The sequence below is a fragment of the Marinicrinis sediminis genome, assembly GCF_042685085.1.
Lineage (GTDB): Bacteria > Bacillota > Bacilli > Paenibacillales > KCTC-33676 > Marinicrinis > Marinicrinis sediminis.
This window is the reverse complement of sequence record NZ_JBHUMM010000043.1, coordinates 417,437-429,996: the sequence shown is the minus strand read 5'-3', so window position 1 is coordinate 429,996 and position 12,560 is coordinate 417,437. Positions and strand designations below refer to the sequence as shown.

Below are 12,560 nucleotides of genomic sequence, written 5' to 3'. Positions count from 1 at the left end.
TTGGACTCCTTACGTGTTCATCGCAACGAAGATTTACAGCTCAAACAGAAAGCCCTGGTGCTCATGCTGTTCAACCTGTCCTTTCCCCTGCTGTTTTTTCTGATTTCGTGAACGGGTGGACCTGGTCGAGTTTCTGTGAGCCTGCTGCTGCGATCTACGATCCAGCCGCTCGATTCGTTTTTGCAAGGCCAATCGATCCTTGTCCTGTCTGTCAGCATCCATGCGGGTAGCAGACTTCAGTCGCGTCCATTGCTCCAAGGCGTCCCGCGCATAAGTGAGCGCAGTATCCGGCTTCTTGTACACATGCTCATACAGCTTGGACAGCTCGATATAAGATGCAATGGGATGCAAACGATCACCGGCATGAGCGGTCAGATCCTCTTTCCACAGTTTTTCTGCCAACTCCCACTTTTTTTGCTTCTTGTAATAAGAGGCGATCGCGCCGAGATAAGGTTTCTGTTGCGGCAGTTCCCTGCTTAATATTCGCTCGAGCATCCCTTCTGCCAATGCGGTCAGATCCATTCGATCATACCATACAAACAAACGGTATTGTTCTTCCGGTCCCATATATTCATAGGCCAGCTTCCCCTCTGTGGCGTACCCCATGTGTGTACACAAGGTGACCAGGCTCAGCAGATCTAGTTCATTGTGATGAAAGACCCCACTCAGAACAAGCGGATCTTTTGTGGCGAGGTATTCAAAATACTTCGCTGGTGCCTCAGAGCCTGGCAAATCATCCATGCGACTTACGCCAAGCCGTTCTCTCTCGACCATACTAAGCCGACAAGATTCCAGTACGTGTTTCCACAGACTTCGGCTCGGATAGAGGGCATCCATATGCTCCAGCTGCCGGGATTCCTCTTCATAGCGGTGGATGATGAATCGATTTTTGATTAACGGCCAGTCGAAAGATTTGCCGTTGTAGGTAACCAGGTGGGTGCGCCCTCTCAGTCGCTGGAGCAGATAAGCCAGGAGCGCAGGTTCTTCTGCCGGGTGTCGGATCAGGAGCTGTTCGATGACAAACTGTTGCTCCTGGAAAAATCCGACGCCAATCATAAAGGGGAGGTTGCCAGCACCCAGGCCCAGTCCGGTCGTCTCGGTATCCATAAAGACGAATTGCTCCAGATTTTCCAGCGGCCTTTGCTTGCAAAGTATGGATAAGGCAGGCAGCCTTGCCGCTAACTCACTGAGCTGATAATGACCATGTGTCGTATGAAGCGGGTAGGTGCGTGTTCGAACTATAAATTCCCCATGCTCGGCACTTGGATAGCCAGCGTCCAGCTCCTTCCACTCCTGCTCGTCCTCCCGGATGATCACAGGCGTACTGCTTTCTTCGCTTTCCATCGGTATCGGAACAGTAGCGCTGGTTTCTTCGCCTTCTACTGGTATCGGTACAGAACCACTGGTTTCTTCCCTTTCCACAGGTGCAGTATCCTTGCGCTTGTTGCGCAGTAACTGATCTCGCATCCGGCTCATGACGACGGCTCCATCTGACGCAGCAAGTCCATCGCCCGCTGTTTTCCGGTCAGACCCACCTCTTCAATCGGTCCGACACACGACGGGCAGCCACTGAGACAGGAACAATCGCTCATCAGTTCCAGGGCATGTGCAAATAGTGTACGGTGAAGCTGAAACAGTCGCTCGCTTAGCCCAATACCGCCCGGATAACGGTCATAAAAGAACAGGGTCGGTCTTTTCGTATGAATGGCCTTGACCTGCGGGACGACTCGGATATCCAGCGGATCACACATCAAGTACAGCGGAGCAAGATGACCGAGCACATTGGACAAACCCATCAGAGCCGATTCCATCTCACTTCTGTTCATGCCCGCACTCAATTCTTCGCCAAGTGAAATCCAGAAGCTGGACGTATGCAATTCTTCCTCCGGCAAATGAATGGGGCCTGACCCGATATTCTCATGTGTCCGCAATCGGATTTTCTTGAAGATCGTGGCCTTGGCATTCACCGTCACCTCACCAAAGGAACAGGTGAACGTGCGGTAGTGCTGCTCCTGATCCTCGTGCAGTACCTTCAGTTCCACAGCCAGATTGGCATCCGTGAAGTAATCTACACTCACCTCACGTACATATGCTTTCTTTTCTTCGAAATCCAGCTTTTCCACCTGATACTGCACACCCTCGTGGATATAGATCGCTTCCTCATGCAGCAGAGTAGGGGCAGAAAAACGGTCCACCTCACCGATCACCTGACTGCCATTAGAAATATCGATGATGATCACATTTTCCTGAGCGGCTGAACGCAGTGATATGCCATGCGCCGGGAACGACTGATCCATCCAGTACCAGCGGTCATTCACATAATGCAAGGTTTGTTCCTCAACGAGAAATTCCAGCAAATCCTCCAGGGATTCCGAACCAAATCGCTCCCCGCGTTCAAAGGGCAGCTCATACGCTGCACACTTTACGTGATCCATTAAGATCAACAGATTGTCGGGATGGATACGTGCTTCCTCCGGTGCCGTTCGGAAGAAAAATTCAGGATGCTCGATCACATACTGATCGAGGGGATTGCTGCTGGCCACCAGAAAGGTAACTGCCGTTCCATGGCGGCGTCCTGCTCTGCCGGATTGCTGCCATGTGCTGGCAATCGTTCCGGGATAGCCATTCATGACACAGGCTTGCAACTGGCCAATATCGATACCGAGTTCCAGCGCATTGGTGCTGACGACGCCGCGAATTTCTCCGCTTCGCAGCCCGCGTTCGATCTCTCTGCGCTGCTTGGGCAAGTAACCGCCCCGGTAGCCGCGAATGGATTTCGTTCCGAGCTCTTTCTTCACCAGATCCTGCAAGTAGGTAAGCAGCAGTTCTACCCGCACCCGGCTGCGTGCAAACACAATGGTCTGTATGCCGTTTTTAAGCAACATGGCAGCGAGCTTCTGTGATTCCAGCACCGCACTGCGCCGAATACCAAGCTGTTGATTGACGACTGGAGGATTATAGAAGACAAAATGTTTTTCACCCGATGGCGCTCCGTTTTCGTCCACCAAGGTGACCTGCTGCTCAATAAATCGTTCCGTATGTTCCTTCGGATTGGCAATCGTCGCGCTGGCGCAAATAAACTGGGGATTGGAACCGTAAAAACGGCAAATACGCTTCAGTCTGCGCAGCACATTCGCAACATGACTGCCGAACACACCTCGATAGGCATGTACTTCATCGATCACGATATAGGTCAGATTCTCAAACAGCTTCACCCATTTCGTATGGTGAGGCAAGATCGCCGAATGCAGCATGTCCGGATTCGTTACCACGATATGACCGGCATTTCGAATGGCTTGTCTGACGTTTGGTGGTGTATCCCCGTCATAGGTATGTGTTTTCAGGTCTGCCTCCATTCGGTCCGCCAGTTCCTGAAGCTCCATCACCTGATCCTGGGCGAGTGCCTTCGTCGGAAACAGGTACAAGGCCCGTTCATGTGGATGATTCAGAATTCGCTGCAGCACCGGCAAGTTGTAGCACATCGTTTTGCCGGACGCCGTCGGGGTCACGGCGACAATATGCTCCCCCCGCTCCACCGCTTCAAATGCCTGCGCCTGGTGCGAGTATAGCTGTTCAATCCCCTTATCCTGCAAAGCTTGCCGCAGATCCGCACGCAAGCCCTCCGGAAATGGGGCAAATACGGCTTCTTTTGGCGGAAGGGTCTCCCAGTGGGTCACCTGACTCATCAATTCCGGATTGTTGCGAAGCTGCTCGATCCATTCATGGACACTATGAACCTTTCCCGTTAGTCGATTCATTCCGATTATCCCCTCTATGACGATGATGTCCCTATTTTACAGAATATACGTTCCCTCTTCAATCATTCTGTAAAAATTCATCGACAAACCCTGGCCTGTCACCAGGTAAAGCGTACATACCGTATAGCATTAAGGAATCATCAATCGGAAAGTGCGCAATAAAGCATACCGCCGTGATGGTTAGGAAAGGGGTGGGGGCCACTTTTCCCGGGAAAGCGCAGGAACTGACACCAGACACAAAAACAGGGTCGAAATCGCACTCTTTCTGGCGATTTCCACCCCTGCTGCTGCACGGTCCTGTCAGCGGCTTCTCACAATCCGGCATTGTCATCATAGTCGTAACGAAATCCGTCCAGCTCCGCAGACTGATTGCGGGTCTGTTCCATGGAAAAGGCACCGGTCTCGGACGGATATCCTTGCAGTTTGGTCAGTACATCCCGATACTGCATCATCACCTGATAATCTGTCCCCCGATTCATCGCTTCACGCAAAGCTTGCTCAATGACCGCATAATCCGTCGTATTCAGTGAATTGGCCTGTGGTTGCATGCTTCTGATCCCCTTCCATCTTGATTCATCCTCATTTCTGCCAACTAGTATGCCCAGAAACAAAAAAATGATGAGAGCCTTAATGAAAGTTGGGAGGGAGACAGGCAAGGTTCAACTTTGGTATGATAAAACCATGAAGGCTGAATTCAGAATTCCGTCATACTTAATCCGTCCTGCCATTCATAGGGCATTTTCCTTCAGTCGGATGGATCATGCGTGCGTCATGACGAATAAGACTGATACGTCATAAACTACTTCTTGAAAGCGAGGAAGCTGCATCATGCTTGAAGAATATCCACTGTCATCGGTCATAGTTCATTTTCAGGGAAATGAGGAATGGCTGACATTTGAAAAAGCAGACCTGAAAGTCAATACCGAATGGAATGTCAGCTCCTGGTTTGTTGATCTGGTTCATATCCAGAATGAAGACCTGCTGGCACAGATTCGCCGTCATTCCAGCAATGAGGTCGAGATCCAAATGGAAACCCGTAACGGTCATACCCTTCGCGGATCGGGTTACTTTTATCCTTCCACCCAGCATAATCACGGTTCCATCCGCGGCGAAGACCAGTTAGCGGGTCTGAATCAGATTCTTCCCTCCTGAATGCCACTCACGCCTATTCGTCATCAGGCATATATTTCAGCTCATGAATGGCGGATTCGCAGTGCATGCTATGACTGGCTGCAAAAGCCGATCCCATTCAAGGAGGTTGAGGTTCAGTGGCTAAACCAGACAACCGTTCCGACAATGTAGAGCGTCTGCAAGAGATCGTTCAGAATACGCAAGCGAAACTGGAAACGTCCAAGGACTATATCCAGGCGCATGGCTCCCAAATGAACGAAGAGGATTTGCAGCAAATGAAGGCGAAGAATGAACGCAGAGCCTACAGTTTGGAAGGCTTGAGAGAAGAGATTAAGGATGAGGCTTCTTATCAAGGGATGCGGTAAGGTTTTTGAAAGCTGAGTAACAGGGAGCTGAACTTTTTCAGCTCCCTGTTTAGCTGTGTGAAGCGGTTTTGCGTGGGATGGAAAAGTACCAAAAGTCTCTGGCCAGATGCGTGTTCTCAAACTGTTCCTTGGCTTCTTTTAATAATGTCTGTTCCTCTCCATGCTGATAACGCGAGCTAATATGAGTCAGAATCAGGGTTGCAGCCTTGGCCTCAGAGGCGATATGCGCCGCTTGCGCGGCGGTGGCATGATAATATTTGCGTGCCAATGCTTCTCGCTCTTGACCGAACGTCGCTTCATGGACGAGTACGTCGGCATTTTTGGAAAACGCAATGGTTTTATTCAGTACCCGGGTGTCTCCCAGAATGACGACTTGTCTGCCTGGAATGGGCGCTTCTAGAAAATCCGCTGATTTGAGGCGCGACCCGTCCGTCAACGTAATATCTTCCCCTCGTTTAATTTGTGCATATTGCGGTCCAGGCGGAATGCCCAGCGCTTTCAGCTTCTCATGACATAACCTGCCGGGCTTTTCTTTTTCCTCGATTCGGTAGCCAAAGCTCTCAATTCGATGTTCCAGCTTGGTCGCCAGCACTCGAACCTGCTCATCCTCGAACACGACGCCTTCCTCTACTTCATGAATCGTGTATGTATATCCCAAAAAGGCTTCACTTACCCTCAGTGCCGTTTCCACAAAGGCTCGCAGTCCCGCAGGGCCATACAAATCCAGATGCGTCTCCGCTCCATGATTGGAACGGCTTGTCAGCACTCCTGGCAATCCATACAGATGATCCCCGTGCAAATGGGTAATAAACAGCTTCTCAAGCCTGCCAAGTTTCAGGGATGTTCTCAGTATCTGATGCTGCGTACCTTCGCCGCAGTCAAACATCCACATCGTTCCCCGTTCCTCATTCATGTTCAGACAGATGGAGGTCACATTGCGTTCTTTGGAAGGCATGCCTGCCCCTGTGCCCATAAAGTGTAGTTCCATTTGGTCGTTCCTCCTTGTCCTTCGGTCGTGGTTGTGACATTTTACGCATATACTACCACATCTCCTATGCGGTTGGCGACCACGGTAAACGCCTCATTCCCTGCCTAATAAACAAGACCATGCTCCCAGCCTGCTTGTACAGGCCGAAGCATGGTCTTGATCTCGTCGATTTCAGCATCGAGTATAAGGATCGATTTTACTCGAATTACTCGCCTTTATCGACATTGAAATATCGTGCTTCCGGATGGGCAAATACCATGGCGGACACAGAAGCCTCCGGCTCCATCATATGTCCATCCGTCAGTTCAACTCCGATCTTCTCCGGTTTCATTAGGTCAAACAGCAGCTCCTGATCCTCCAGATTCGGACACGCCGGATATCCGAAGGAAACGCGAATCCCCTGGTATCTCGCTCCATGTCTCTGCTTCATGGTCAGGTCCTGCGGGTCCGGGAAGCCCCAGATATCCCGCATCATATGATGCACCCGCTCGGCGAACGCTTCCGCCGTTTCAAGGGCCACTGCCTGCAAGGCATGCGAACGCAGGTAGTCACCCTTGTTCTTCCATTCCTCAGCTCGCTCCCGAATGCCTCGTCCTGCTGTCACAACGAGGAAGCCAACATAATCCATTTGTCCGCTCTCCTTCGATTTGAGGAAGTCTGCCAGACAAAGGTGAGGCTCCACCTGTTGACGAGGGAAGGAGAAGGTTTTCAGGATCTTGCTGTGATCCTCCGGATCATAAACGAGGATGTCATCTCCGTCTGACTGAGCCGGAAAGAAGCGATACATGCCATTTGTCTCAACAATGCCGTCCTTTATAGCTTCCTGGATGATCTGATCGACGGTTTCCTTCAGCTGTGTCGCCTTGGGATCACCGTCAGCCAGCAGTTTTTCTACATTGCCTTTCAGCCCCAGATGATGACCAAGCAACATCTGTTCATTAATATACGGAACCAGATGGCTGAGCGGATACTGCTTGAGTACATGCTCCTTCAGATCCGGCGGCAGGAAGATCGGGGCCTCCGTAGATACGTTGGAACGCACCGCACGTGTCAGTTTCGGCATCACGGTATCGTTCTTGCCTGACTGCATCACATCGGACTGTTTCTCGTTTCTTAACTCTTCTACCATCTGCTCTCTGACTGCCGGATTCATCAGCTGATTGGCCAGATCCAGGCCGTTCATGGCGTCCTTGGCGTACAACACCAGACCGTCATATTCCGGACCGATTCGGGTTTTGGTGAACTTGCGGGTTAACGCTGCGCCTCCCACCATAATCGGGACGTCGATGCCGGCTGTCTTCATATCCTGTGCCGTGATCACCATTTGCTGTGCCGATTTGACGAGCAGGCCGGACAAACCAATTGCATCCGGTTTCTCCCGTTTGTATGCTTCAATCAGTTGTTCAGGCGGGACCTTGATGCCAAGATTCACGACTTGGTAGCCATTGTTGGACAATATAATCTCAACGAGATTTTTCCCGATATCGTGTACGTCCCCTTTAACCGTCGCCAGAATAATCTTGCCTTTGACGGACGTTTCGGCCTGTTCCATGTAAGGTTCCAGATAGGCGACAGATGCCTTCATCGCTTCCGCACTTTGCAGTACCTCGGCCACAATCAGTTCATTATTGTTGAACAATCGCCCTACCTCAGCCATTCCTTCCATCAATGGCCCGTTGATGATCTGTAGCGGACGATATTTCTCCAGCGCTTGTGCGAGGTCTTCATGCAGTCCGTCCTTGCTTCCCTCAATAATGTAATTGGCCAGACGCTCCTCCAGCGACAGGTTGGATTTGATTTCTTTTTTCTCAACCTTTTTGTCCCGATAAAAGGCAACGAATTGAGCGAGTGATTCATCGGTCGTCTCGAAAATCAGCTTTTCCGCCAACAGACGCTCTTCCTCCGGAATGGAGGCGAAACGCTCCAGCTTTTCCGAATTCACGATCGCATAGGTCAGACCGGCTTTTGTACAGTGATACAAATAGACCGCATTCAGTACCTCGCGTCCAGCATTCGGAAGACCAAAGGAGACATTTGAAAGTCCTAAAATCGAATGCGTTTCCGGCATGGCCTCGTGAATCAGGCGGATACCCTCGATGGTCTCCTTCGCAGAACCGATATACTGCTCATCTCCGGTTCCGACCGGGAAAACAAGGGGGTCAAAAATAATATCGGACGGATTCAAGCCATATTTGTTTACCAGCAAATCATAGGAACGCTTGGCAACTTCAAGCTTGCCTTCCCGGGTGATAGCTTGTCCCTGCTCATCAATCGTACCGACCACGACAGCCGCTCCATATCGATGGATCAGCGGTACAATCCGCTCAAATTTCTCTTCCCCGTCCTCCAGGTTGATGGAGTTGATGATCGCTTTCCCCTGTGAATATTTCAGTCCCAGCTCGATGACATCCGGGTCGGTGGAGTCGATCATCAGCGGTGCCTTGACTTTCTTCACCACGTGATACAAAAACTCATTCATATCTGCGACTTCATCCCGATCCGGGTCCTGCAAGCAGACATCGATGACATGAGCACCGCTCTTCACCTGGGCTCTGGCAATCTCGGATGCCTCTTCATACTTGCCCTCCACGATCAGTCTTTTGAATTTACGGGAACCGAGCACATTGGTACGCTCTCCCACCAGATAGGGACGATTTTCATTTTCGATATAGACGGTATCGATACCGGAAATGGCCGGTGGATGTATGCCAATCGTTTTGCGGGGCTCATACTGTGCCATCACTTCGGCGATCGCACGCACATGATCCGGCGTCGTTCCGCAGCAGCCGCCCGCCATGTTCAGCCAGCCTTGCTCCGCGAATGCGCCAAGCTTTTTGGCCAGTGACTCCGGTGATTCATGATAATCCCCGTTCTCATCCGGCAGTCCGGCATTGGGATAACAGCTGATAGCCGTTTTGGATACGTCCGACAAGGAGCGAATATGATCCCTCATAAACTCAGGACCCGTGGCACAGTTCAAGCCAATAGAAACCGGATTGACGTGCTCCAGGGAAATATAGAAGGATTCAATCGTTTGCCCTGCCAGTGTGGTGCCCATCGGCTCAATCGTGCCGGATATCATAATCGGCAAAGTTTGACCTGTCTTCTCAAATGCGTTGCGAATGGCGATGGTTCCCGCCTTGACATTCAGGGTATCCTGACTGGTTTCCAGCAATATGGCATCCGCACCGGCTTCAATCAAGGCAATGGTCTGCTCTTCGTAGCTGTCCACGAGTTCCTCAAAGGTGACACCGCCTGTCACAGACAACGTCTTGGTGGTCGGTCCAAGAGCCCCTGCCACATATCTCGGATTTTCGGGCGTGGAATATTTCTTAGCTGCTTCCTTTGCCAGCTTTACCGCGGCGAGGTTAATTTCACGCGCCTTTTCTGGAATATCGTATTCGGCCAGTACCACGCTGGTGGCACCGAATGTATTGGTTTCTACCACGTCTGCTCCTGCTTCGAAATACGCTTCATGAATCTGACGGATCAACTCCGGGCGGGTCAGCACGAGTATCTCGTTGCACCCATCCAAATCTTCCCCACCAAAATCCGCTTCAGTCAGATCAGCCTGCTGCAACATCGTGCCCATCGCGCCATCCAGGATCATGATTTTTTGACGCAGTCGTTCTTCCAACGGTATCTTCTTCATTATGAATTCCCCCCGACTCTCTGCAAATCTGTAGTTTGACTTGTCACTCTATATGGTCTGGCATGGTTTTACGCTTTTTTTGTTAACATTCCTCTATCAGTCTAACAGAATCATGCGGATTTGACCACGCTCAAACGGAAAATATATCTATTCAAAGTGGTTTACTTGGTTTTATACTATCGACAACCCTATATGAATCTTCTATAATGGGGATACTGGATGAAACGAGAAAGGTAGTGATCAATGATGGCAGAAATTCGCATTCGCAACAACGATGAACGTATTCGCGGAGAAGAGCAGGTACGGGCATTTCTGGATAAGCAAGAGGTACTTTACGAACATTGGAATCCAGACAAGCTTCCTCAGGAATTGAAAGAGAAGTTTGTGCTGAGCGATGAAGAAAAGAACGAGATTCTCCATACTTTTGACGAGGAAATCCGAGATCTCGCCCAGCGTCGCGGCTATCGTACCTGGGATGTGGTCGCCTTGTCTGACGCCACTCCGAACCTGGACGAAATTCTTAAAAAATTCGAGCAAGTCCATACGCATACAGAAGATGAAGTTCGCGCCATCACCGCAGGAAAAGGCATCTTTATCATTAAAGGAACCGACGATGTGGGTTACTTCGATGTGGAACTTGAAGCTGGAGATGTCATTTCCGTACCGGAGGAAAAACCGCACTTTTTTACACTGATGGATAATCGGCAGATCGTTGCCGTTCGTCTCTTTATCGAAACGGAAGGCTGGATTGCCCATCCATTCGCAGATCCGAGCTTTCAAAAATAGCAGGCTGATCTACAGGCTGTCTTGTTGAACCAGAACGGTTCAACGAGGCAGCTTTTTTCATGATGAAGCTGCATGGAAAAGATTGCAGACGATCTCACTCTTACAATCTATTAGGTTGATTTACGATATACGAACATGCTCAATTGCAAATCGAAACGCCCTGATAATAAAATCAGGGCGTTTGTGTATCATCAAATTTTTGTTTTCTGTTTTGCATTCAGTTCCTTCAAGATACCGTGTAATTCACTGAGATGCTTGATTTCATATACCGGCTTGATCTCATCTGATGGCGGATGATTCTCGCGGTTAATCCACACCGAGGTGATGCCGACGGAGTTGGCTCCCTTAATATCAGTGGTCAGCTTGTCCCCCACCATGATGGCCTCGTCCGCGCTTACACCCACTTCTTCCATGACATGCTCAAATAGCTCCGGAGAAGGCTTGCCTTTTCCGAACTTGCCGGAGATCATAATCAAATCAAAATAGGGTGCCAGCTCTGGAACCGCAGACAACTTTTCATTTTGCAAATCTGGAGAACCATTGGTCAGTAGCACCAGTTTGTAGCTTTCCTTCAATTCATCCAAAATCGTATACGTTTCCTCATATGTATACGGACGCTTTCTCCGTTCTGCGGCAAACATCTCTCCTAGCTCATGGCCCAGCTCTGCATCTTCTATGCCAAGTGCCTTGAGACCCTTCGTCCACGCATCAGTCCGATACTGCGGCACAATCTGTTCCATTTTATGAAACATTTCATGCGTCTCGCCTCTGAAGTTCCCCCATAGTCCCTCGAACGGGTTAATACCAATGTTTTGAGTAAATCCATACGTTTCGTATCCCGCATAGAGATCTCTGGCAGCTTCCCGAACCGCTTCCTCCAGCTTCGCCGCATCCAGCTCGGCGTATTTCATCGCTGCTTTCTCACAGGTTACCTCAAATGATTCCTGTACACTTCTTGCATCCCATAACAATGTATCATCAAGGTCAAACCAAACCGCTTTGATCGCCAAATTCCTCTCACCCTTCATGTTTATTCGAGTAGGTAATGCCGTTTTTCAGTGCAAATTCCTTTAGCGAGGTCGCCATCGCATCCACGGGATAACGATTCAGGCCTTTGGAGAACATCCATTTCGTCCGTTTGTTTTGAAGAGAAATGGCAATGCCCTTGCCATCATAGGCAATACTCTGAATCTCTGCTGGCTTCAGATAGACTTCCCTGCCCAGCTTTCGTGTGGCCAGTTCATTCTTCATAATTTTCAGGTAAGGTCTGCGGAAATAATAATAGATCGCCAGAAGCACATACATCCCTACCGTAAACCAATACAGCGTGTCCTGATTACCAGCCTGAGAGTATGTGAAGAAGAACAATATACCGATCAACATCAGGAAGGAGGGAAGAATGAGACTTCTTCCCTTATATAGTTGATAAGAGACAGGCCCCGAGCTCAACTCCGGCTGCCCCTTCTTTTTTCGTTGCTGATTTAACTGACTGCTATTTTTATCAATCATTCTTTTCCATTTTCTTGACACAACGTCCGGCCTCCCGTCAATGGGTCCAATATCAATTAGTGTTTGGTTCTCGGTTCCTCATCATCTACAATTTCAATCTGATCCAGCTGCTGTCTCAGTTGACCGCGGAATTGCTCCAAATAGATTTCTCTCAGTCTGGCTCGCTCTTTTTCCTCAGCAGGTGTTAGCCCTGTTGATTTTTTCTTGCGTGCCAGTTCATTGATTTTTTCTATGATTTTCGCATCAATCATGGTCTCCCCTCCTGTCTACTTCATTACTTTGCCATCATGCCTGTCGGTTGTCAAGCAGGAGGAATTCTCAATTTTTTCAATCCATACAAAAAAGGCTATCCCGCAAAGACCGGATAACCT

At 49.8% G+C, this 12,560-nt stretch carries 11 protein-coding genes; 3 read left to right on the top strand and 8 right to left on the bottom strand.

The window, feature by feature from the left end; genetic code table 11:
* Positions 1-33: 33 nt before the first annotated feature.
* The 3 genes from ACFSUC_RS15825 to ACFSUC_RS15815 all read right to left on the bottom strand — a co-directional run bounded on the left by ACFSUC_RS15825 (position 34) and on the right by ACFSUC_RS15815 (position 4,306).
* A complete protein-coding gene (locus ACFSUC_RS15825) occupies positions 34-1,476 on the bottom strand; it encodes a ribonuclease H-like domain-containing protein (protein ID WP_379930595.1) in 1,443 nt (480 codons plus the stop codon).
* Positions 1,473-3,758: a DEAD/DEAH box helicase gene (locus ACFSUC_RS15820; RefSeq protein WP_379930594.1), complete on the bottom strand. Its 2,286-nt coding sequence runs from the start codon at positions 3,756-3,758 to the stop codon at positions 1,473-1,475. The genes ACFSUC_RS15825 and ACFSUC_RS15820 overlap by 4 nt, the downstream gene beginning before the upstream one ends.
* 311 nt (positions 3,759-4,069) lie before the next feature.
* Positions 4,070-4,306 carry a hypothetical protein gene (locus ACFSUC_RS15815; RefSeq protein ID WP_379930593.1) on the bottom strand — a complete coding sequence of 79 codons (237 nt, stop codon included), beginning with the start codon at positions 4,304-4,306 and terminating at the stop codon, positions 4,070-4,072.
* A gap of 280 nt (positions 4,307-4,586) precedes the next feature.
* On the opposite strand from ACFSUC_RS15815, the gene ACFSUC_RS15810 reads away from it, so the two are divergent.
* Together ACFSUC_RS15810 and tlp are read left to right on the top strand one after the other, a co-directional pair.
* A complete protein-coding gene (locus ACFSUC_RS15810; protein ID WP_379930592.1) occupies positions 4,587-4,910 on the top strand; it encodes a hypothetical protein in 324 nt (107 codons plus the stop codon).
* Between the two features lie 116 nt (positions 4,911-5,026).
* Positions 5,027-5,254 carry a small acid-soluble spore protein Tlp gene (gene tlp, locus ACFSUC_RS15805; RefSeq protein ID WP_379930591.1) on the top strand — a complete coding sequence of 76 codons (228 nt, stop codon included), beginning with the start codon at positions 5,027-5,029 and terminating at the stop codon, positions 5,252-5,254.
* A gap of 49 nt (positions 5,255-5,303) precedes the next feature.
* On the opposite strand, the gene rnz is transcribed toward tlp, so the two are convergent.
* Positions 5,304-6,242 (bottom strand): ribonuclease Z, encoded by a 939-nt coding sequence (rnz, locus tag ACFSUC_RS15800; RefSeq protein ID WP_379930590.1) that lies wholly within the window; start codon positions 6,240-6,242, stop codon positions 5,304-5,306.
* Positions 6,243-6,447: 205 nt separating this feature from the next.
* Positions 6,448-9,894 carry a methionine synthase gene (gene metH, locus ACFSUC_RS15795; protein ID WP_379930589.1) on the bottom strand — a complete coding sequence of 1,149 codons (3,447 nt, stop codon included), beginning with the start codon at positions 9,892-9,894 and terminating at the stop codon, positions 6,448-6,450.
* Between the two features lie 246 nt (positions 9,895-10,140).
* Between metH and ACFSUC_RS15790 the strand changes: the two genes are divergently transcribed.
* The gene (locus ACFSUC_RS15790) at positions 10,141-10,680 is read left to right on the top strand and encodes a 1,2-dihydroxy-3-keto-5-methylthiopentene dioxygenase (protein ID WP_379930984.1); all 540 of its coding nucleotides are present in this window, start codon (positions 10,141-10,143) and stop codon (positions 10,678-10,680) included.
* A 191-nt stretch (positions 10,681-10,871) separates the two neighbouring features.
* On the opposite strand, the gene ACFSUC_RS15785 is transcribed toward ACFSUC_RS15790, so the two are convergent.
* Genes ACFSUC_RS15785 through ACFSUC_RS15775 form a run of 3 tightly spaced genes read right to left on the bottom strand, consistent with a single transcriptional unit; the run spans position 10,872 to position 12,440 of the window.
* Positions 10,872-11,690, bottom strand: coding sequence for an HAD family hydrolase (locus tag ACFSUC_RS15785; RefSeq protein ID WP_379930588.1), 819 nt, complete (start codon positions 11,688-11,690; stop codon positions 10,872-10,874).
* A 7-nt stretch (positions 11,691-11,697) separates the two neighbouring features.
* Positions 11,698-12,210: a hypothetical protein gene (locus tag ACFSUC_RS15780; RefSeq protein WP_379930587.1), complete on the bottom strand. Its 513-nt coding sequence runs from the start codon at positions 12,208-12,210 to the stop codon at positions 11,698-11,700.
* 35 nt (positions 12,211-12,245) lie between these two features.
* Complete coding sequence (locus ACFSUC_RS15775) at positions 12,246-12,440, bottom strand: DUF896 domain-containing protein (RefSeq protein ID WP_379930585.1); 195 nt, start codon at positions 12,438-12,440, stop codon at positions 12,246-12,248.
* Positions 12,441-12,560 lie beyond the last annotated feature (120 nt).

What these genes read in the sequence shown, in the direction of transcription:
- ACFSUC_RS15810 (WP_379930592.1), top strand. Translation starts at nt 4,587, where the DNA reads ATGCTTGAAGAATATCCACTGTCATCGGTCATAGTTCATTTTCAGGGA.
- ACFSUC_RS15825 (WP_379930595.1), bottom strand. Translation starts at nt 1,476, where the DNA reads ATGAGCCGGATGCGAGATCAGTTACTGCGCAACAAGCGCAAGGATACT.
- ACFSUC_RS15820 (WP_379930594.1), bottom strand. Translation starts at nt 3,758, where the DNA reads ATGAATCGACTAACGGGAAAGGTTCATAGTGTCCATGAATGGATCGAG.
- ACFSUC_RS15790 (WP_379930984.1), top strand. Translation starts at nt 10,141, where the DNA reads ATGGCAGAAATTCGCATTCGCAACAACGATGAACGTATTCGCGGAGAA.
- metH (WP_379930589.1), bottom strand. Translation starts at nt 9,894, where the DNA reads ATGAAGAAGATACCGTTGGAAGAACGACTGCGTCAAAAAATCATGATC.
- ACFSUC_RS15815 (WP_379930593.1), bottom strand. Translation starts at nt 4,306, where the DNA reads ATGCAACCACAGGCCAATTCACTGAATACGACGGATTATGCGGTCATT.
- ACFSUC_RS15775 (WP_379930585.1), bottom strand. Translation starts at nt 12,440, where the DNA reads ATGATTGATGCGAAAATCATAGAAAAAATCAATGAACTGGCACGCAAG.
- rnz (WP_379930590.1), bottom strand. Translation starts at nt 6,242, where the DNA reads ATGGAACTACACTTTATGGGCACAGGGGCAGGCATGCCTTCCAAAGAA.